At 37.8% G+C, this 21,503-nt stretch carries 16 protein-coding genes and 2 pseudogenes; 6 read left to right on the top strand and 12 right to left on the bottom strand.

Annotated elements, in window-relative coordinates:
• Positions 1-112: 112 nt before the first annotated feature.
• From dsbA to OO7_RS02945, 3 genes and pseudogenes are all read right to left on the bottom strand, one after another.
• Positions 113-735: pseudogene (dsbA, locus tag OO7_RS02955) on the bottom strand (thiol:disulfide interchange protein DsbA).
• A 33-nt stretch (positions 736-768) separates the two neighbouring features.
• A complete protein-coding gene (locus tag OO7_RS02950; RefSeq protein WP_008914477.1) occupies positions 769-1,764 on the bottom strand; it encodes a serine/threonine protein kinase in 996 nt (331 codons plus the stop codon).
• A 6-nt stretch (positions 1,765-1,770) separates the two neighbouring features.
• A complete protein-coding gene (locus OO7_RS02945; protein ID WP_008914476.1) occupies positions 1,771-2,040 on the bottom strand; it encodes a YihD family protein in 270 nt (89 codons plus the stop codon).
• A 220-nt stretch (positions 2,041-2,260) separates the two neighbouring features.
• Here OO7_RS02945 and mobA point away from each other — a divergent pair, with 220 nt between their 5' ends.
• From mobA to OO7_RS02925, 4 genes are all read left to right on the top strand, one after another.
• Entirely contained in the window at positions 2,261-2,845 is a 585-nt protein-coding gene (mobA, locus tag OO7_RS02940) for a molybdenum cofactor guanylyltransferase MobA (protein WP_008914475.1), read from the top strand.
• Entirely contained in the window at positions 2,842-3,363 is a 522-nt protein-coding gene (gene mobB, locus OO7_RS02935) for a molybdopterin-guanine dinucleotide biosynthesis protein MobB (RefSeq protein ID WP_008914474.1), read from the top strand. Before mobA ends, mobB begins: the two co-directional genes overlap by 4 nt.
• A gap of 340 nt (positions 3,364-3,703) precedes the next feature.
• Positions 3,704-4,651 carry a DUF1266 domain-containing protein gene (locus OO7_RS02930; RefSeq protein ID WP_008914473.1) on the top strand — a complete coding sequence of 316 codons (948 nt, stop codon included), beginning with the start codon at positions 3,704-3,706 and terminating at the stop codon, positions 4,649-4,651.
• Positions 4,652-4,716: 65 nt separating this feature from the next.
• Positions 4,717-8,814, top strand: a complete 4,098-nt coding sequence (locus OO7_RS02925) for a tetratricopeptide repeat protein (protein WP_008914472.1) — start codon at positions 4,717-4,719, stop codon at positions 8,812-8,814.
• Positions 8,815-8,967: 153 nt separating this feature from the next.
• On the opposite strand, the gene gorA is transcribed toward OO7_RS02925, so the two are convergent.
• Complete coding sequence (gene gorA / locus OO7_RS02920; RefSeq protein WP_008914471.1) at positions 8,968-10,320, bottom strand: glutathione-disulfide reductase; 1,353 nt, start codon at positions 10,318-10,320, stop codon at positions 8,968-8,970.
• Between the two features lie 120 nt (positions 10,321-10,440).
• Complete coding sequence (locus OO7_RS02915) at positions 10,441-11,283, bottom strand: 23S rRNA (adenine(2030)-N(6))-methyltransferase RlmJ (RefSeq protein WP_008914470.1); 843 nt, start codon at positions 11,281-11,283, stop codon at positions 10,441-10,443.
• 729 nt (positions 11,284-12,012) lie between these two features.
• Here OO7_RS02915 and OO7_RS02910 point away from each other — a divergent pair.
• Positions 12,013-12,414, top strand: coding sequence for a DUF1090 domain-containing protein (locus OO7_RS02910; RefSeq protein ID WP_008914469.1), 402 nt, complete (start codon positions 12,013-12,015; stop codon positions 12,412-12,414).
• A gap of 179 nt (positions 12,415-12,593) precedes the next feature.
• On the top strand, positions 12,594-13,592 hold the full coding sequence (yhjD, locus tag OO7_RS02905) for an inner membrane protein YhjD (RefSeq protein WP_008914468.1): 999 nt from the start codon (positions 12,594-12,596) through the stop codon (positions 13,590-13,592).
• Positions 13,593-13,648: 56 nt separating this feature from the next.
• On the opposite strand, the gene OO7_RS02900 is transcribed toward yhjD, so the two are convergent.
• From OO7_RS02900 to dppB, 7 genes and pseudogenes are all read right to left on the bottom strand, one after another.
• The gene (locus tag OO7_RS02900) at positions 13,649-14,710 is read right to left on the bottom strand and encodes an NAD(P)H-dependent flavin oxidoreductase (protein WP_008914467.1); all 1,062 of its coding nucleotides are present in this window, start codon (positions 14,708-14,710) and stop codon (positions 13,649-13,651) included.
• 257 nt (positions 14,711-14,967) lie between these two features.
• Positions 14,968-16,464: an insulinase family protein gene (locus OO7_RS02895; protein ID WP_008914466.1), complete on the bottom strand. Its 1,497-nt coding sequence runs from the start codon at positions 16,462-16,464 to the stop codon at positions 14,968-14,970.
• A gap of 161 nt (positions 16,465-16,625) precedes the next feature.
• Positions 16,626-17,330, bottom strand: coding sequence for a HAMP domain-containing protein (locus tag OO7_RS02890; RefSeq protein WP_008914465.1), 705 nt, complete (start codon positions 17,328-17,330; stop codon positions 16,626-16,628).
• A gap of 199 nt (positions 17,331-17,529) precedes the next feature.
• Positions 17,530-18,533: pseudogene (gene dppF / locus OO7_RS02885) on the bottom strand (dipeptide ABC transporter ATP-binding subunit DppF).
• The gene (gene dppD / locus OO7_RS02880; protein WP_008914463.1) at positions 18,530-19,510 is read right to left on the bottom strand and encodes a dipeptide ABC transporter ATP-binding protein; all 981 of its coding nucleotides are present in this window, start codon (positions 19,508-19,510) and stop codon (positions 18,530-18,532) included. The pseudogene dppF and the gene dppD overlap by 4 nt, the downstream one beginning before the upstream one ends.
• 12 nt (positions 19,511-19,522) lie before the next feature.
• Positions 19,523-20,425: a dipeptide ABC transporter permease DppC gene (gene dppC, locus OO7_RS02875; protein WP_008914462.1), complete on the bottom strand. Its 903-nt coding sequence runs from the start codon at positions 20,423-20,425 to the stop codon at positions 19,523-19,525.
• A gap of 11 nt (positions 20,426-20,436) precedes the next feature.
• The gene (gene dppB / locus OO7_RS02870; protein ID WP_008914461.1) at positions 20,437-21,456 is read right to left on the bottom strand and encodes a dipeptide ABC transporter permease DppB; all 1,020 of its coding nucleotides are present in this window, start codon (positions 21,454-21,456) and stop codon (positions 20,437-20,439) included.
• Between the last annotated feature and the right edge of the window lie 47 nt (positions 21,457-21,503).

Here is a 21,503-nt window from a genome sequence, read left to right as displayed (position 1 = left end):
ATAACCAATTTGATCTAGCACAAGAAAAAGAAATTTAGGGCTTTGTGGATATTGATTTACGCAGTGGGAGTAAAAAGAGTATGGCGGCAGATCCTACCGCCATAAAGACACGCTATTTTTTGTTAACTAGGAAATTAACAACATTGGAAAATTCTTTCGCATAATCTTCTGCATTATCAACAGAAATACCATTGTTACGAATTTGATATTTACCATCAACAAACATTGCAGGAACACCACGCAGTTTTAAATCTTGCGCTGCATTTTGCTGCTTAGCCACTAATGATTTAACAACAAAGCTATTTAATGCTGCATCATACTCTTCACCACTCACACCTGCTTTAATGAAAGCATTACGAATATCTTCTGGTGAATGGATTGATTGTGTTTTTTGAATGCCTTCAAAAAGAATTGGCGTCACTTTATCTTCAACATTCAATACAATAGCCACTGCCCAAGCTTGAGTCAGTTTTGCACCTAGTGGACCTAAGAAATCAACGTGATAACGCTCCATTTTTACTCCTTCTGGTAGGTTTTTTCTACCGTTTGAGGAATTTTATAAAGGTTTTCAAATTGATAACAATGTGGGCAATAAAATGAGAAAAACTCAAGTACTTGTGGCAAGTTTTGTACTGGTGGTTTGACATCAGTATATTCTTTGCCTTCTGAATAGTTTGCCGCCAAGGCTCCAAATGACATGGCGATACCCATTAAAGCCAACATAACTCTTTTCATATAAAACATTCTCCAAAATAGAACTTACTGTTACTAAAACTGTGGGCTCAATTGCAATGGTGGTTCCTGCAACCGTTTAATTTGCTGGGCAAACTCAGAAGATTGCCGAGTCCAAAAATCATCATCCTGTAGCCATGCAAAAGCGCGAGGAAAAGCCGGATCTTGCCAGCGGCGAATAATCCAACCTAAATAATGAACCATTCTCATGGCTCTGAGTGGCTCAATCAATTTCAGTTCTTTAACATCGAAATCACAATATTCATTATAGGATTCAAGTAAAGTATCCAACTGAATTATTTGCTCTTGGCGTGAGCCATTGAGTAACATCCATAAATCTTGGATAGCAGGACCATTACGGGCATCATCAAAGTCAACTAACCAAGCTTCATCGCGCCACAAAATATTACCAGGATGGCAATCACCTTGTAACCGCAAAGGCGTATAACTAACAGACCAATGTGACTTAACTTGTGCAATTAAATCATCCAATGATGCCATGAAAGATGGCTTCCACTTAGCAGGAATTAAATCGCTTTCTTGCATAATTTCTCGTGGTTGCTCAAGATATTCAGCAACATCAATTGTTGGCCTAAAAGAAAAAAGTCTCTTTTTTCCTATCTGATGAATACGGCCTAACAAACGACTAACATCTTCTAGTTGATATAAATTGTCTGTTTCATATTGGCGTCCACCAATACTTGGAAAAACAGCAAACATAAAGCCACCAAACTCTAATACTGTTTGGCCCGAAAACGCCAGCGGCGCAGCAACAGACAGCTCAGCATCTCGTAGTTCTAATGTGAAATCATGTTCTTCTTGAATTTGTGAACGATTCCACCGTTCTGGACGATAAAACTTCACCACAAAGCGCTGGCGATTCTCATCCTGAAATTGATAAACCCGATTTTCATAACTATTTAGCTCTGTCAAACCAGATGCAGGGTAAATCCCCACTTCCATCAGTGCATCTAAGATCAGATCAGGTGATATTCCACTAAAGTGAAAATAAGAATGTTCGATTTTATCCATCACTATTTAATCTTTTATGATGCCTCTTGCACGTAAAATGGCCGTTTTAAAATCTTCTTCATAATCTTTTTTCAAGCCAGGGATTGCCTCATCACGACTTTTTCCACGCATTTTCAAATGATAGATCAGAACATCGTCAGTTAATTCAGATAAATTGCCTTTAAAACCCGCTTCATCAGCTAATTTTTGTAGCATTTCAACAATATTTAAGTCTGAGTTTTCTTTCCATACGGGTTGCAATAATTCGATGACTTCATTTAAGCGATGGCATTTCATGTTTATTCCTTCATCACAAATTTATGTGGGAGACGCGTTGTTTATATAATACAAGAGAAAAAAGCGAACGGTTGTCAATCTACGTAAAGTTTACGCTTAGTCTCACAGGAATATTCATTGATTTTGTGGGCAAATAGATTAAATATTACCTATTACTATAACTAAATTTGGCATAAAGAACGTTGAAACTTTTTCGCCTAGTCATTCAGGGATACTGAACATGGTCAGTCAACAAATTACTGGAGTTATACTAGCGGGTGGTTTAGGTCGACGCATGGGCGGGCAAGATAAAGGCCTCATCACTCTCTTGGGAAAACCGCTTTATCAACATATTGTTGCACGACTTGAACCTCAAGTTAGCCAAATCATCATCAATGCAAATCGTAATCAAGATCAATATCGGCAAAGTGGGTTTTCCGTTATATCTGACCTGAATAATGATTTCTCTGGCCCGCTCGCGGGAATGCAAGCCGCATTGCATACAGCAACAACAGACTGGTTACTCTTTGTTCCTTGTGATGTGCCTGATTTTCGGCTCACTCTTGCCAGCACAATGTTGCTAAACCGGGGAAATAGCCTTGCTTGTTATGCTAATGATTCTGAGCGTGATCATCCCACTTTCGCCTTGCTCCACCGTTCAGTTAAACAACGTTTAGATGCGTATCTGAAAAGAGGCGATCGTAAGCTCATGTTATTTATGCAGGAAATTTCAGCAAAATGTGTTATTTTTCCAACTGGATCATTTGCTAATTTGAATACACCTGAAGATAGACTTTATTGGGAACAACAACACAAATCGTTATGAAACTGAAAAATCTCCCCTTACTTGGGATCACAGCCTATAGCGGTACTGGAAAAACAACGCTGCTCAAAGAAATTATTCCACTTCTCAAACAACAGCATATTCGTGTTGGGTTAATCAAACATACGCATCATGATATGGATGTCGATAAACCGGGGAAAGACAGCTATGAGCTTCGCAAAGCGGGTGCTGACCAAACATTAGTGGCAAGCCAAAAACGCTGGGCATTAATTACCGAAACGCCTGATCATGAAGGTGAGCTTGATCTGCATTATATGGCTAGCCGTTTTGATCCCTCATCACTTGATCTGATCTTGGTTGAAGGATTCAAACATGAAACGATCGACAAAATTGCTTTATTTAGATCTGAAGTAGGGAAACCACTTGAAGGCTTAATTGATCAATATGTTATTGCCATTGCGAGTAACCAAATTATTAATACCTCACTCCCGCAATTAGATATCAATAATCCCCAGCAAGTTACTGATTATATTGTATCTTGGTGGCAAAAGAGCCAATAATAAGCTGAATATCTCGTTTTCATAAAGCAAGTTGCATGAGCACTAAGGACATGCAACTTGTCTTATATTGAAATTTAAAAATATCCATTGAGAATATCGGCAGATAATCCTAAATATCTAATTACAATATTAAGCTAAAATTCCAAAATAAAATGAATATTATTCTGTATAATCTGTGATGACTAATGAGTATCTGCATTTATAGATAAATATCTTCACAAAATAGATCCTTTTCTTTAAAAGTCACTTTTATGCTTACTTTTAAAGATTTCACCTAGATAAAAAAATGAAGTATTTTGTGCATTATTACAAATAAATTTAAAAAATCAGTGAGAGAGATATGTCAGGAATTGGGCTTGTAGTAGGAATAATTATTCTCGTTGCTTACTATGCTATAAAAAGAAATAAATCAGAAATATCAAAAAATAAATCTATGTTTGAGATAGATCCTCAAATTGATTATACCTCAGATTCTATTCCTCCCTCCGATATTGAAATTATAGAAGCTCCAACATTAAAGCCAGAAGAGTGGGGATTATTTTTAAACCTACCTTATTCATGTTTCAATGAACATGCTTATAACGATTATAATCAGGGCCCTTATGATGGTGGCTTATCACAAGCTTGGGGAGTTTCTAATCGCTATGACCTAATTAATCAACTTTATTGGTTAATCACTTCGGGTCATACAAATGATTATTATCTTTTGCGTGATCGCGTGTTATATGCAAATGAAGCTGAACGCTACAGCATTATACAAGAAATAAAAGATTCTGATGATTCAGAACAGAATAAAGAAGAACAACTCTGGCGCGTTGAAATGATAAGTAAAAATATCAATGATATTTGTAATACCAAATTTATTGCATGGGATTTTGCACGCTTCAGTAAATTATGCCTTGATGGATGCCGAGCTGGTTATATCACAAAACAAGAAGCACAAGATTGGTCATTAATGAGCGCATCAATGGTAAAACGTATTTATACTGGTTGGGGTGATTTTTGGGATAACTTTCTTAAAACGCGCTGGTTTTGGGCATCTTGTGATAGTAATTGGGCTGACAGCCAAGAAAATTTTGCAGATAAGATCGAAGAAATTTTAGCAGATCACCGTTTCCCTATTTCTCAAGAAACCTGGGATATGAGCCTTCCTGAATTAAATTTAGAATCTTTTACTCGCGCAGTAGCTGGCCTAGGTTTTACTGATGAAGATGGAATGCCTATTCCGCTGCCACAACTTGAAACTTTCATTGCTCATCGTTTAGTTCCAAAACAACTGGATAGCTAATATAACGGATTAGTGTTGCTTTTTTATTTATTACTCTATTTTTATTGCTATATAAAGGTCGCCACATGTCTAAAAAAATAACCACTAGTTTGATTATCCTAATTGTTATTAGCATTGCAGGTTATTTTGTGGTTAAAAATAGTGATTCTGTCCAATCTGGCTATGATTCATATCAGCAGGGTGATTATGAAAGAGCTTTGAATATATTTAGCAAGCATGCAGAAAAGAGTGATCAAGCTGCATTTAGCCTTGCAATGATGTATTGGAATGGCTCAGGTACAGAAGAAAATAGAGCATTGGCTAAAAAGTGGTTAATAAAATCAGCAAATGCTGGCAATAAAAATGCATTATATAATTTAGGCATTTTTCGCTATAAAAATTTAATAGCAGATAATCCTCATGATCTTATTGGTTATGCTTCTATCGAAGAAGCCGCTAAAAAAGGTGTTGTTGAAGCTCAAGAGTTTATGGCAAATCACTATCTCAATGACGATAATAATATTCTTCCGCAAAATATCGATAAAGCCCGCCATTATTCATCTCTTGCTGCTGAGCAAAATTCTGAAATCGGTCAATTGATACTTGCTTATATTATTACTGAGCACGAAAATAATCCCCAAAAAGCAATCGAAATATTAGAACCTTTAGCGAATAACCACTCACCCTTTGCCGCTTTTTTATTAGCCTCAATTTATTCAGATGGTAAAAATGGAATAGAAAGGGATCCGAAACGAGCGCAGCAATATCAGGAAATTGGTACAAAAGATTACGAGACATTAACTCAAGACCAAATCAATATGGTGCCAGTACCGCTTACCGTGTATGGCTCATTAACTTTAACTGAACAGCAGCAACTATTAATGACGCTTGATACATTAGCCAAAAAAGATAATGCTCAAGCAATGTATCAATTATTTAATATTTATAATAATGGCAATCTTGGTATTAAAGTCGATAAGAACAAAGCGCTCAGTTATTTACAAGCTCTTATTGAAAAGAACGATCCTCAAGCACTCTATCTAAATTATATTACAACAAAACAAAATCCGAACGACCTAATTAGCGCTGCAAATTCTGGATACTCTCCCGCAGCTTTTCATCTATACCGTATCTACTCATATTATATTCAAGATAAAAATTTTAAATTTGATGAGAAACAAGCAGAAAAATATCTCAATCAAGCAGCAAAACTCAATAATAAAGATGCTTTTATATCCTTAGTTTATCGCGCTCTGCATGATGAGAATTACCCAACAGCAGAACTGAATGCAGTCACTACAAAATATGCAACAAAACTATTGCATGATTATCCTAACGACCCAATGGCGTTACTGTATGCAAGTAATGTTTATGCGAATAAAGGTAGTGAGCTTTATAATCCTAAAACAGCATTCGATCTAAATGAAAAAGCATTTCAGGTTTCATCGGAGGGTTACATAAAAACATACTTAGCATATAAATATGCCTATGGTGAGGGAGTTGCAAAAGATTTAGCAAAAGCATTTGAGCTCTATAATGACAATATTATACGGCAAGATGATGATATCTTAGCAAAACGTCACTTAGTCGAACTCTATTATGACCAGGATATTTCCGCATATATAAAAGAAGAAGAGATTATTAGTTATATCCTCAGCGATATCGAAAAATACAATAACCATCAGCAAGCTTATTATTATGCTGACTACTTATTAAAAACTGATGCGCTCAAAAATAAAGATAAAGCCTTTAAATTATATCAAGATAATAGTAGTTATAATTTACCTGCCAAAGTGCACTATGCAAAAGCACTAATCGATTACCAAGATAATCAACAAGCAAAAGCATTAACATTAATTACAGAAGTTCTGAACCAGAAAAATTTCGAGAAGAATCTATCAGAAAAAGATAAAAATAATGCAATTGAAATGTTATTTAAATATGGCTTAAATAACCGAGAAGCAAAAAAAATACTGCTCACACTTGGCTTTACAAAAAACAATCAAAAAGCAAAACAGTATGTATCCCCGCTCATTAATCAAGATGCTGATATCACCTACCAATATGGTATTTATCAACTTGCCAATATAACTGATATTGATAAGGTTCCTGATGAGGAGCTCCGCGAAATGTATAACTATATATTTCGTGCCGATGAGTTAGGTAGCCTTGATGCCAGTCTATATATTGCGCAAAATCTCATCAATAACAATTATGACAGATCACTTCCCTATTTCTCGAAACGTTTTCAAGAGATAACGCATTTAGAGCCAAACGACCTTTTCACTTGGTACAATCGTTGTGCGGATTTAGGTAATAATGAATGTTTATATCGACTTGGTCATATTTATGAATATGGCGAATATAAAACGCCAGTGGACTACGAAAAAGCGCTCAGTTATTACCAGAAAATTAATATTCCAAATTATCACTATGTTGAAACAAATATAGAAAATATCACGCGCATATTAAACGAGTTTGAACAATTAAAACAACGTAGCGCTGCGGGTGATACTACGGCAAGTTATGCCATTGCAACAGCCTATAAAAAAGGCGAATATGGGCAAAAAGTTAATCCAGAAAAATGGCTGGAATACCTTGATATCAGCGCTAATGGCGGAGATAAATTCATATTACAAGAAGCGATCCGCTATTATAGCCAAGATGCATTAATTGAAGATAATAAAGACAAAATACTTCGCTACTATAACATTGCGATAGACAATGGCAATGAACAGATGGCGGACATGTTAGCTCAACATTATTATGATGGAAGCAAATTAGTTACTGCGGATCGCCAAAAAGCCCGTGAATATTTCATAAAATCCGGCTCCGTAGGACAAAGACAGTTAGCTAAATTAGAGAGTTTCGATAAAAATTTAAAATTGGCAGCCAATAACCCAGAAGCTGCTTATGAGGTTGGTTATGCTTACCTTTATGGAAATGGAATTCATCAAAATGACTTACAAGCTAAACATTATCTGCATCTAGCTGCACAAAAAGATCATCATGAAGCCACTCTTTTATACGCCAATTTATTACAAGTTGGCCGCTATGATCTACAAAATGAGCAATGGATTATTAAACCAAATTGGCAGGAAGCAATTCGTTGGCTAGAAAAAATACCTAATGATGAGGATAGTAAGAAATTAATTAATTTCTATCAAACCGTCGTGATACCTGCACAAAATAATGATGCTGATGCAATGAAAGAACTTGCGTCATGGTATGTCTCAAAAAATAACTTATTTGCTGCCGGAGAATGGTTTGAAAAAAGTGCTCAAGCCGGCAATCTACCCGCGATCCAAGGTGTGATGTTTTTTTCTAGAATGCCAGATGAAAAAAAACAGGCTCTATTATTACAAGGCGCGCAACAAGGTGATCTCTATTCTCGGGATAAGTTCGCTAACATGACTATTGAATCCCCTGAAATAGCAACTAATGCCGAACAATATCAGTTAGCAATCAATTTCCTCGAGGCTAATTTAAATAGTGATGATAAATCCTTTAGTCGCGATGCTTATTACACTTTAAAAAATTTATATAAAGAAGGTTATACTCTTGGTGATGGCACAGTGCTTCGAGAACCATCCCCAACCAAATATGTTGAATTATTAGAAAAAGAAGTTGATAAACGCAGTGATGCAATCAATGGATTATATTTTTTCTATAAGGATAACGATTTGGAAAAAGCATTAGGTTATCTTGATAAAGAATATCCTAATGATGAATTAGGTGTAACAGAAAAACGCTATTTTGCTTATTTCCCTGGGAATAAATGCCAAAATAAATATGCTGATGCGGATAAATCAGCTTATTATTTAACGCAGTGGTTAGAAAAATCCGCAGCTTCAGGCAGTCCAATTGAAAGAACATCTATCCATCTTCAACGCAGAAGCAAAAATATGGGAGATATCTATTTTAATGGGCAATGTAATACCCCGAAAGATATTGATAAGGCAATCCAGTGGTATAAAGTCTCATTAAGTTATAACCCTCATTATGCGCTTAATGAAATTTATGATGCATACCTTGCCAAAGGTGACCTTAAAGAAGCTTACTATTATGCTTTAAAATTGAAAAAAGACACTGAATTACCCATTTTTAACACATTATCTGATGCAGAAAAAAAGGCGATCTCTCAACGCTATCAAGATGAACATAGTGACAATGTCGATGAGTAATAAAGCTAATTAGATTAATTTCCAAGATGGCAAATATTACGCCATCACTTAAAGCATAAAAACGCCTCAAAGTAGAAACCTAACTTTGAGGCGTCAAGAATGTGACCACTTTTTTACGTTATCTTTTTTTCATTAATAACCGTTTCTAGCGGATCAACGCATCGTAACAAATTCTTCGGAAGCAGTTGGATGGATTGCCACGGTATTATCGAAATCTTTCTTCGTTGCACCCATTTTGAGTGCTACTGCAAAACCTTGTAAGATTTCATCCATTCCAAAACCAATACCATGAATACCAACTATTTTTTCATCTTCACCAATACAGACAAGCTTCATACGGCAAGGCTGGCGGTGTGATGTTACCGCGGTATACATCGCAGTAAAGGCGGATTTATAACATTTCACCTGATCTGCTCCATATTTTTCAATGGCTTCAGGCTCAGTTAATCCAACTGTACCAATAGGTGGATGACTAAAAACTACCGTTGGAATATTTGTATAATCCAAATGTTCGTCAGGCTTATTATTAAATAATCGTTCAGATAAACGGCGGCCCGCAGCAACTGCAACTGGTGTTAGTTCGACTGCACCTGTATTATCGCCAACCGCATAAATTCCCGGAACATTCGTATTTTGGTACTTATCAACCTTGATATAACCTTTATCATTTAGCTCAACACCTGCCGCTGTAATGTTCAGATTATCTGTCATAGGCTCACGCCCAATGGCCCAAATGAGCACATCAACTGTCTGCTCTTGACCATTTTCTAATTTCAATGTTAAAGAACCGTCCGCATTTTTCACGACTTCTTTCGGTATTGATTCGGTATGCAGAGCTGGCCCTTCTGTATTCATTACCTCAACCAATGTTTCTACAATCATTGGATCAAAAGAGCGCAATGGGGCATGTTTACGAACAAATAGATGCGTTTCGCTACCCAAACCATTTAATACGCCAGCTAATTCAACGGCAATATAACCCGCACCAACAACAGCAATGCGTTTTGGTAAAGCTTCTAACTCAAAGAAACCATCAGAAGTAATACCGTATTCAGCACCTGGGATATTTGGGATAACAGGGCGGCCACCCGTCGCAATTAAAATATGATCTGCGGTATAAGTTTCACCATCTACTTCAACAGTGTGCGCATCAACAAAACGAGCAAATCCACTGATTACATCAACCTTATTATTACCAAGGACTCGGTCATAAGATTGATGAATGCGATCAATATAAGCAGTACGACTTTCAATTAAGGTTTTCCAATCAAAACGATTGATTGTTGTATCAAAACCATAATCGGGACCATATGCACGGATGGCTTCAGAAATTTGCGCTGCATGCCACATCACTTTTTTTGGTACGCAACCCACATTAACGCAAGTACCACCGAGAGCCTTTGCTTCAATCAAGGCACATTTTKGTCCATACATTGCAGCTCGGTTGATAGAAGCAATACCGCCACTACCGCCACCAATTGCAATATAGTCATAATGTTTGCTCATAATTTGGCTATTCCCATTTATAGAATAATTAAAAAGCTAATACTTCTATTATGCTATCTATTATTCTGATCACAATAGTAACAAAAGATAAATATGACCTTTTAATGTAATAGGTTTTACCTATTCAGGTACAATCCATTCAACTAATGTATGACCCGTACCTTCTGGTACTAAGGATTTATGTAACCATGGCATCACTTTTTTCATTTGAGCTTCTAATTTCCAAGGCGGATTAATCACAATCATGCCAGATGCTGTCATACCGCGTTGATCGCTATCAGGGCGGACTGCTAATTCAATTTGCAAAATTTTACGGATCCCAGTCGCTTCCAACTGATTAATCATACGCTTAACTTGCTGACGTAATACAACTGGGTACCAAATCGCATAGGTTCCTGTTGCGAATCGTTTGTAGCCTTCAACAACACCTTTCACAACCGCTTCATAATCAGATTTTAACTCATAAGAAGGGTCCATTAAGATAAGACCGCGGCGGCTTGGTGGTGGTAGTTTTGCTTTTAACTGTTGATAACCATCACCTTTAGAAATTTGTGTGCGATGGTCACGAGAAAATTCGGCACGCAAAAGTGGGTAATCCGTAGGATGTAATTCTGTTAGCGATAATTGGTCATGGTCACGTAATAAATATTTGGCCAATAATGGTGAGCCTGGGTAATAACGAAGTTTACCGCCTTCATTCATTCGACGAACAATATTCATGTAAGGCAGCAATTCTTCAGGTAAGTCTTCTTGCTCCCAAACACGTGCAATTCCTTGCAGATATTCACCTGTTTTTTCTGCATGCTCACCTGTTAATTGATAACGACCAGCACCTGAGTGAGTATCGACATACAAAAAAGGTTTTTCTTTCTCTTTGAGAGATTCAATAATTAAGCTTTGCACTGTGTGTTTTAATACATCAGCATGATTGCCTGCGTGAAAACTATGACGATAACTTAACATATGCTTATATCTATCTGATTTAATTTGAATATCATTCAGTCATAAAACGTACTTATTGACATGAACCCATAACTAGCTGAATACGGTAATCTATGAAAGGACATATTGGAAGTCACAAGCAAAGATAAAATTAAAGTTAACAGATATAATGCTAAAAAAACCGCCTCGAATCCATAGATAATACCAAGTTGTGAGTGCGCCAGTTTATCGTAATTTAGTGCCTATCTTTACCAGCCACAGGAAAGCTCAAACGACTAATATAACGTTAATTTTAATATAACAACGCTTAAAATCACATTAAAAATAAAACTCGCTATATTATTAATATATATTGTCAATGATAAAAACCCATACAATGAATTAATTACATTTCATTACTTAAATTTAAACTAAAATAATTCATTAGCAACCCTTATTAAATCTATTTAAATAGATAAATATAGGGCTATTTTTTAATTTCAGAAAATATAACCTTTAAAATCAAAAAAAATCATATTAGAATAAGTAGTATTCTGTTAATCATCACATTTTTTATTAAAATAATGAATTACATTACCAATAAAATCAGTATTACTTTTATTGAGTTAATTAAATAAAGATATCTACATATAATTAATCATTTTTTCAGAAAAGACTAATTAAAAGATTTCCATTTCATATTAATAATAGATTAGTATGGATAAACGAAGAATAAGCTAATAAAAATCTAACCTAAAATAAGGATACTTTATGAAAATATTAGGTGTAGTAACGACAATTTCAGCACTGTTATTCACGAGTTTTGCAAGCTTAGCTCATGCTTCCCCTAATGGTTGTGAAATTAAAAAACAAAAAATAGAAACTCAAATTGAATATGCAAAAAAGCATAATAACACTCACCGAGTCGCAGGGCTGCAAACTGCATTAGATAATGTTAATACTTACTGTACGCCAGAATCTCTTTATCGCGAAAGCCAAGAGAATGTTGCTGAAAAGCAAAAGAAAGTAAAAGAACGTGAAGCTGAATTACTGGAAGAAAAACAAAAAGGTAAAACCGATAAAATTAGCAAACGCGAGCGTAAATTAAAAGAAGCGCAAGAAGAGCTAAAAGAAGCTCAGGATGAATTAGAAACTTACAAATTAACCAAGTAGTTCTCGTCGTCCTATTTTACCTCTCTTGTCGATTTTAATATCCTGATATATCGGCATTTGTTATCTTGTTTATTGATTAAAATTAGCACAAAAAGGTAAATAAGCAGATTCGCCTGTGAGTTTAAGCTATAATGGTGAAAAACAATATAATAGATAACAATATGCCGTAAGAGGAACGCATGTCGAATATGCGCGATGAAGAGCAAACAGACGAAAGTAAGTTAAAATCGACACTAAATAAAAGCATTGATAATAGTAAAAAAGCATTTACGATTTCTATGCGAGTGGTAAATTTCATATGTGCAATACCATTTATTGCACATATAATCAGAACTGCACAACGGTTTAATGATCGTATGGGAAACCAGTTTGGTGCTGCTATCACCTATTTTTCTTTTCTTTCTTTAATCCCTGTATTGATGTTCACCTTTGCTGCTGCCGGTTTTGTGCTAGCGAGCAATCCTGGCCTACTTGAAAAATTGATACTTGGTATCTCTTCAAGTATTAGTGACCCTACTTTAGCAAATACTTTAGAAAGAACCATTGAGACAGCTATCCGCCAACGGACAACAGTAGGGCTAACGGGTTTGGCCTTAGCGGTATATTCTGGTGTTAACTGGGTTAATAACTTACGCCTTGCTATTTTGGCTCAATCACGCTCTGTTTGGGAACGTAATGAAGATGAACATGAAAAAATTTACTTCCGTTATTTACGTGATTTTCTAGCACTAATCGGCTTACTTATCGCCTTAATTGTCACCATTACCCTCACTTCGGTTGCAGGCTCAGCTCAAGCGACAATTGTCCGAATATTGGGATTAGATAGCATTGAATGGCTAAAGCCAGTTTGGACTTTAATTGGATTAACCATTTCCATTTTAGCTAATTTTCTACTGTTCTTATGGATTTTCTGGATATTGCCACGAATGCAGCATCGCCGCTCTTCATTAATAAAAGGAACTTTGCTAGCGGCAATTGGCTTCGAAGTCATTAAAAGTGTGATGACGTGGATTTTACCGAATCTAGCTTCATCGCCATCAGGAGCCGCTTTTGGTTCTGTCATTGGTTTGATGGCCTTTTTCTACTTCTTTGCCAGATTGACTCTATTTTGTGCCGCTTGGATAGCAACAGATGAACCGAAAGATGCCCAAAAAACTGATGAAATGTTAGAGCCTTAACAAATCAATGGGGTGAGGAAGTGATAAACATCATCCCATTAGTTCAATAAAACTCATTAAGCTCCCATCTCCTTAACTAAGGTTGCCATCAAGTCTTGTGCTGGCATTTCTCTAATTTTATCAACAGATGTTCCTGCCCAATGTGCTGCAAAATCATCCCGACCAAACTGATTCGCGGCGGCATTAAGCTGTTTACCAAGATCATAAGTGATAGGATAATCCGGAATAACGGGCCTATCCGCAGCTTGCCCCATTCGAATAAATGAATTAATAATGCCTCTTGCTGGACGACCCGATATGGCCGAAGTCAGTGCTGTATCAATGCCTTTGGCATTTCTCAGCCTTGCTCGATAATCTGCATTTGCAGCCGATTCTGGACATAAAATAAAAGCCGTGCCTAATTGAGCGGCAACTGCACCTTGCTTTAAATAAGCATTAACGGCAAAACCATCCATAATCCCACCAGCAGCAATAATAGGCAAATTAGTCTGCTTGATCAGAAGATTAACTAAATGGTGAGTGTTTATCTGCTCATCTTTAAGCTCAACATCAAACATTCCGCGATGCCCACCCGCTTCAATACCTTGAGCAACAATCCCATCAATCCCAGCGTGTTCTATAATTTTGGCTTCTGCTAAATTAGTCGCCGTTGCCATTGTATAAATACCATGAGCTTTAAGCTGATTAATAATTGATTGTTTAGGGATATTAAAATGAAAGCTGACAACTTTAGGTTTCAATTCTAAAAATAACGCCAACATTTGCGGGTTATCCAGAAATGATAAATAAACTTCATTCAGTTGCTGAGGTGCTGATGCCTGAAATTGATCAAATTGCGCGGAAAAATAATCAATCCACTCTTTCTCTACATGAATATTACGTTTAGGTTTTTTATGGCAAAAAACATTCACACTGAAAGGCTTATTGGTTAATTTCTGTGTTTGTGTTATCAAATTTCTTGCTTGGTCAACATTACATGCCCCAAGGCCCAATGAGCCCAACCCTCCTGCTTCAGACACTGTGGCTGCTAATTCTGGTGTCGAAATACCGGCCATAGGTGCTTGAATAATTGGATAGCGTAACCCTAAATGCTGCAAAAATAGTGAAGATTTATTCATTTCATTCGCTTTCCTTCATGATGTTTTAGCCCTCTTTAATGATAAAGTTTTTACAATAAGAATGGGCGCTCATATCAACAAGCATAGCTAAATATTGGCTACAGTTTTGACTTTAAGCTGTAAATGTCTTTATCTTTACAGCAATATTGTCTTTAAATAAGATTTAACATCAAGAAGTGATAGGCACTAAAAATGCCGTCATAAAAACATGAAATGACCTCATAGCTAATGAGTGCTATGAGGTCAAGAAGAGATGATTACTCAGATTTGGTTGGATTTTTCTGTGCTGGTGCTTCACTTTTTTCTAAAATAGGAGCTGGTTCAGCTTGTGGCCAAAGCGCCTTAGAAAACTTCTTACGAATTTGCTCCGCATTCATTAGCTGCTTCTCTCTCGGCTGCTCTAACACAACTGCGGCTTCTTGTGATAATAAGCGCCGTACTTCAATATTAGCCTGCTCAAGCGTCTGTCCAGATAAGAAAGTTTGTCTCAAACGCTGGTATTGCTCAGGCGAAATATCGACAACACCATTTTGCTGAGAAATTAAACGTTGCCCAGCTAAAACATCCGTACTGGTACGTGCATATGCCGCAAATAGCTGAGATAATTGCACTTGTTTTTCATTGATCATCTCCTTAAACAGTTCTGGCGAAATACCATTCTGATTTAAAGATGACAATTCATTTAGCGTCACATCAATAGCTGAAGCCATTTTTTCGGGTGGAGCTGAAATACTTAAAGTACAGTTTGCTTTCTGGTATTGCACGCGGCAATCCAAAGTTGGAGAAATACCATCTTGACCGAATTTGGTCTGAAATGTCTTTTGTAATGAGCGATACATTGCCTCTCTTGCCAAATCATGCCCCCAATAACGCAGTAGGACATTCGAATCATTAATTGGCTGCCAGTCAATATCCCAAATCAGAGACAAAGTATCAACTGCCTGTTTATCTTGTAAAATATCAATTGATTGGGGTTCTACTCGAGATAAAACAGCAACTGAAACTGGCTCAAGGCGCTTCCCTTCTAATGACGAAAACGTCTGAGTTATCGCATCAGACAACATTCTTGAATCAACATGGCCAGCAACATAAAGTGTCATCACATCAGGCGTATACCATTTTTGATAAAAAGTATTCACATCTGCTAGCGCAACATTACCACTAATCTTTTGTCCGGGGTCATACCCCTGCATAGCTGACCCTTTCAAGCGAGATTGCCACACAGGATCTTTTGTATCTGGGGGTAATGTTGCAACTGGAATTTGGGGAATATTAAGGCCGTTACTCAACGAAGTTTCAGTATAAGTTGCCCCTGCTGCTGATGTCGCTAACCAGCTTAATGCTTGTTTAAGCAATTCAGGTTTATTGTTCGGCAAACTTAAATTGTAAATTGTGTAGTCATAGGACACAACAGCAGGAGGAATTGGCATATCCGGATCAGTTGCCTGACGCCAAAAATCTTGTAATGTTGCAGACGGAAAGGCTTCTGTTTGATGATATAGCGCCATTTTAGGAATTAAATAGCTGTATCCTTTCTCATTTGCTTTTTCAACTAATGAACCCGTTTTAATTGCCAAACGCAGTTGGATACGGTCATTTGGCCGCTGTGGTGTTGGTAGCAATTGCCAACTAAAGCCATTTTCCAGCTTTCCTTGCTGCCATGCTGGATCAGGTTGTAATGGTTCAGCATTGGCAAAAATCGCCACTGATAAGATTACAACGCTGAAGATATATCGTATTTTCAAATCCTGCATGTAAACCCCTATTTATGTTCTATCCTTACATTTAACCACAAGCGCAGGCTGTTAAATTAACTAATACCTCTAATTATAAGGGTTAAATGACCTAGCTTGGCATCATTAAATATAAGCGAACCAACTAGTAACGATATTAGACCACAAAGCGTTGCACATGTTCATGGCTTTATACGAATTTTGTTTTTTTCTTGGCGATTATAGTTTTTTGCAAGCAAGCCCAGTTCATCATCACGATGATAATCAGATACTTGAATATCATCTGTTCGGTTAGTATCTTGTATATCTAAAGCAATTTTACGTAATGGTCTGACAATCATTCGACTTACACACCACGTCATCGCAATCGCCATAATCAAAACCAATAATAAATATGTCGTTATCATTAATGCCAATGTATTAACTGCAAAGCGATATACACGATTAGAATCAACTTGAAGGGTTAAATAGCCTTGAGGTTTCACTAAAAGCGATGTATTTCCATAAGCATATAATGGTATCGTCATATCAACTGGGATACCAACTAACTTCACCGCCCAATCAGGGATTGGCTTAGGTGTTGCAAAATCTAAGCTCATGACGGTTGTATCATCTACTGTCACGATGGCTTTACCCATAATGCCCGAGGTCTTTAAACTTACCAGTAGATTTTTAACCTCTTTTAAATCTGAACTCAGTAAAGAATGTGTCAAAGGTTTTTGGATCTGAACAACTGCATTACTTAGTTGATTTAAATAATCATTTTTTCTTTGTTCAAGTAAGTAACTAAATTGAATAGCTAAAAAAAGGGCAAAAGAAAAGAGTGTGATAGCAAAAAATGCAATCATACTTTTTAATGTGAGTGAGCGTTGAACACGAGCCTTCATTTCACCGAAACCTTCTTTTATCAAGATTCGTTTTTGAACATCAAACTGAGTAAAATTCAGTATACTTGATTTTATCGGGAAAAGAGCAACCAATAGTGCAATTTTATGTAATTAAAGCGTAGATAAATGCGTATTATCCTCCTTATAAAGAAAATATCATAAAAAGAGCGGCAAAATAGGTATTTTACCGCGCTATTTATTAACTTATCGCCAGTGTATTTTTTTCATCCTCATCGACAGCAAAACAAGCGACAAGTTGACCGTCATATTCTTTTAATGTCGGTTGAAATTGCGTGCAGTGCCCAAATGCTCTGCGGCAACGGGCAGCAAATGCACAGCCCGGTGGTGGATTCATCGGGCTAGGTAATTCTCCCGTCAATTTTATCCTTTCACGTCGAGCATCAGGATTTAATCTTGGCGTCGCAGATAATAATGCTTGTGTATAAGGATGCAGCGGATTGTTAAAAATCTGCTCTTTCGAACCTTTTTCAACGCAACGTCCTAAATACATGACCATAACCTCATCCGCAATATGTTCCACTACGGACAAATCATGAGAAATAAAAACATAAGATAGTCCTAAATCTTGCTGTAAATCCATCATCAAGTTAAGGACTTGTGCTCGTACAGAGACATCTAAGGCAGAAACAGGCTCATCAGCAACCACCACATCAGGATCCAACATCAATCCGCGAGCAATAGCGATTCGTTGGCGCTGACCACCAGAAAACATATGCGGATAACGATCATAATGTTCTGTTTTTAAACCAACTTTCGCCATCATAGACAACACTTGTTCTTTACGTTGTTCTTTAGTTAATGTGGTATTTATCACTAATGGTTCTTCAAGAATTTGACCTATTTTTTTGCGCGGATTTAAAGAACCATAAGGGTTTTGGAAAACAATTTGGATTTTCTGACGACGTAATTTCTCTGCGGTTTTATCTTTTACCAATAAATTTTGGTCTTGATAAAATAGCTCGCCTTCAGTTGGGATCTCAATCATGGTTAATAAACGACCTAATGTCGATTTACCACAACCAGATTCCCCCACAACGGCCAATGTTTTCCCTTTTTCTAACTCAAAAGAGACACCATCAAGCGCTTTAACGACTTTCTCTGCCGAAAATATTCCGCTTTTTGCTAAATAATATTTTTTAAGTTAATTGCCTGAATTAACGGCTTATGTTTAATTTCGCTCATCGTGTTGGCCTTCCCATATCATCCAATGGCGTATGGCATTTCACTTGCCTATCACCCACAAACTGCAACTCAGGTTCTTCAATACGGCAGCGCTCTGTCACATACGGACAACGCGGATTAAGTAAGCACCCTTGCGGCCTATCATATTTTCCGGGCACTACTCCAGGCAAAGAAGCTAAACGCGCTTTATTTGTCGCAAATTCAGGTAATGCACGCAACAATGCTTGTGTATAGGGATGACGTGGATGTTTAAAGATATCCGTTGCTTTTGCTGATTCAACAACTTGCCCTGCATACATCACAATAATATGATGAGCCGCTTCTGCAACTAGCGCTAAATCATGGGTAATCAGTACCAGCGCTATATTTTCTTGTTGCTGTAATTCAAGCAATAATTCAATAATTTGAGCTTGAATAGTGACATCAAGTGCCGTCGTTGGCTCATCCGCAATTAACAGTTTAGGACGACATGCAATCGCCATGGCAATCATCACGCGCTGGCTCATTCCACCTGATAGCTGATGAGGATAAACATCCAAACGCGATTTCGGATCAGGAATACCCACCATATCAAGCAAATCAATTGCTCTTTGCTTACGCGTACTTTTATTGCCGCCTTGATGGACTTTCAAGGCTTCCATTATTTGATAACCCACTTTAAAACATGGATTCAAACTCGTCATTGGGTCCTGAAAAATCATAGCAACATCAGCACCCACAATTTGCCTACGCTCATTTTCAGGAATAGAAAGTAAGTCGCGCCCATCAAATTGCAACGACTTCGCCATCACTTTACCCGGATAATCAATCAGCCCCATAATCGCTAATGAACTGACTGATTTCCCCGACCCTGATTCACCAACGATGCCAATTACTTGACCTTTTTCAACACTATAGCTGATGCGGTCAACGGCTTTGAACGGCGCACCTTTATCACCAAAATGCACCGAAAGTTGTTCTACATTTAACAATGCCATTAGATTACCTCATCACTGCTTGAGTTTTGGATCAAATGCATCGCGTAAACCATCACCCATCAGATTAAACGCTAATACAGTCAATAAGATTGCTAATCCCGGGAATGTCACCACCCACCAAGCACTTTGCGCAAATTGCAGAACATCCGATAGCATCGTTCCCCATTCAGGCGTTGGTGGTTGTGCTCCCATCCCAAGAAAACCCAAAGCAGCCATGTCTAAAATAGCATTGGAAAAACCGAGTGAAGCCTGAACAATGAGTGGAGCCAAGCAATTAGGAAGAATATTGACAAACATTTGGCGAATAGCCCCTGCACCAGCCACTCGCGAAGCTGTAACATAATCTCGGTTTACTTCAACCAAGACAGCGGCTCGCGTTAATCGGACATAATGCGGCAATGCAACAAAGGTTAATGCGATTGACGCATTCACAATGGATGGGCCAAAAATAGCCACAAGGACTAATGCAAGCAATAAACTTGGCAAAGCTAACATGATGTCGACAATACGCATAATGACAGCATCAACAACACCGCCGAAATAGCCAGCGACCACACCAAGTGCCACTCCCATGATCAGTGAAAGCACGACGACAAGGCAACCGACAAGTAAGGATAAGCGAGCTCCATACATCAGACGAGATAGGAGATCTCGACCAACATCATCAGTACCAAGAATAAACTGCCAACTTCCCCCTTCTTCCCAAACTGGCGGAGTCAGCAAGAAATTACGGAATTGTTCATCAGGAGCATGAGGTGCAAGCACACCTGCAAAAATCGCAATTAAAATCATGAGGATGATATAAATCATCCCAGCAACTGCACCTTTATTTCGTTTGAAATAGTGCCAAAATTCTTGAAGAGGCGTCATTGGCTTAGGGGCGCTGACAACCTGTGGCTCAGTAGATTGAGACATTTCTGCGCTCCTTATTTTTTATGGCGAATGCGAGGGTTAACAATGCCATACAGCACATCAACCACAAGGTTAACAAAGATGATTAATGTTGCGACGAGCAAAACACCACCTTGAACAACTGGGTAATCACGACGCTGCAATCCTTCAATTAACCAGCGGCCTAACCCCGGCCATGAGAAAATTGTCTCGGTTAAAATCGCCCCAGCGAGCATCACTCCAACTTGTAATCCAATGACGGTGACAACCGGAAGCATTGCGTTACGTAGCGCATGAATGAGAATAACTCGTGCACGACTAACACCTTTTGCCCGTGCTGTTCTAATATAATCTTCACCCAGAACTTCAAGCATTGATGAGCGCGTCATACGGACAATAACCGCGAGTGGAATAGTCCCGAGCACAATTGATGGCAATATCAAATGTTCAACTGCATCAATAAAATTACCATCATCACCCCAGATAAGCGTGTCTATTAACATAAATCCAGTCAATGGATAAGAGTCATCCAAGAACACACTATCACTGACTCTTCCCGATACGGGCGTTAAGTCCCATTGTACTGAGACCAGCATAATAAGCATGATCCCCCACCAAAAGATGGGCATTGAGTAACCCGTTAAAGATAGCCCTATCGCAGTATGATCAAAAATAGAACCGCGTTTTACAGCAGCAAGAACGCCAACAGGAATACCGACAGATACGGCAAAAATCATTGCACAGATCGCTAATTCCATTGTTGCCTTAAAGCGCGGGAAAAACTCATCCCAAACTTCAATACGGCTTTTCAATGAAATTCCTAAATCTCCGTGGAATATGCCATTAATGTAATGGAGATATTGTTTCCATAATGGCTGATCTAAGCCCAATTCAGCCATCAAGTAAGCATGCCTTTCAGGCGATAATCCTCTTTCACCTGCCATAATCATCACCGGATCACCTGGGATCATATGAACAAATGCAAAAGTAAGTAGTGTAATACCGATAAACGTGGGGATAACTAACCCCAAGCGTCGGAGGATAAATTGCAGCATATCCCGAATCTCTTTAATAATGCCTTTGACGGCTCTAAGGCCGTTTG

This window comes from Providencia sneebia DSM 19967 (assembly GCF_000314895.2).
In the GTDB taxonomy this organism is placed as follows: domain Bacteria; phylum Pseudomonadota; class Gammaproteobacteria; order Enterobacterales; family Enterobacteriaceae; genus Providencia; species Providencia sneebia.
This window is presented reverse-complemented; position numbering and strand designations above follow the sequence as displayed.

Excerpts from the sequence above, each read along its gene's own strand:
- OO7_RS02950 (WP_008914477.1), bottom strand. The coding sequence starts at position 1,764 with ATGGATAAAATCGAACATTCTTATTTTCACTTTAGTGGAATATCACCT.
- OO7_RS02945 (WP_008914476.1), bottom strand. The coding sequence starts at position 2,040 with ATGAAATGCCATCGCTTAAATGAAGTCATCGAATTATTGCAACCCGTA.
- mobA (WP_008914475.1), top strand. The coding sequence starts at position 2,261 with ATGGTCAGTCAACAAATTACTGGAGTTATACTAGCGGGTGGTTTAGGT.
- mobB (WP_008914474.1), top strand. The coding sequence starts at position 2,842 with ATGAAACTGAAAAATCTCCCCTTACTTGGGATCACAGCCTATAGCGGT.
- OO7_RS02930 (WP_008914473.1), top strand. The coding sequence starts at position 3,704 with ATGTCAGGAATTGGGCTTGTAGTAGGAATAATTATTCTCGTTGCTTAC.
- OO7_RS02925 (WP_008914472.1), top strand. The coding sequence starts at position 4,717 with ATGTCTAAAAAAATAACCACTAGTTTGATTATCCTAATTGTTATTAGC.
- OO7_RS02915 (WP_008914470.1), bottom strand. The coding sequence starts at position 11,283 with ATGTTAAGTTATCGTCATAGTTTTCACGCAGGCAATCATGCTGATGTA.
- OO7_RS02910 (WP_008914469.1), top strand. The coding sequence starts at position 12,013 with ATGAAAATATTAGGTGTAGTAACGACAATTTCAGCACTGTTATTCACG.
- yhjD (WP_008914468.1), top strand. The coding sequence starts at position 12,594 with ATGTCGAATATGCGCGATGAAGAGCAAACAGACGAAAGTAAGTTAAAA.
- OO7_RS02900 (WP_008914467.1), bottom strand. The coding sequence starts at position 14,710 with ATGAATAAATCTTCACTATTTTTGCAGCATTTAGGGTTACGCTATCCA.
- OO7_RS02895 (WP_008914466.1), bottom strand. The coding sequence starts at position 16,464 with ATGCAGGATTTGAAAATACGATATATCTTCAGCGTTGTAATCTTATCA.
- OO7_RS02890 (WP_008914465.1), bottom strand. The coding sequence starts at position 17,330 with ATGAAGGCTCGTGTTCAACGCTCACTCACATTAAAAAGTATGATTGCA.
- dppD (WP_008914463.1), bottom strand. The coding sequence starts at position 19,510 with ATGGCATTGTTAAATGTAGAACAACTTTCGGTGCATTTTGGTGATAAA.
- dppC (WP_008914462.1), bottom strand. The coding sequence starts at position 20,425 with ATGTCTCAATCTACTGAGCCACAGGTTGTCAGCGCCCCTAAGCCAATG.
- dppB (WP_008914461.1), bottom strand. The coding sequence starts at position 21,456 with ATGCTGCAATTTATCCTCCGACGCTTGGGGTTAGTTATCCCCACGTTT.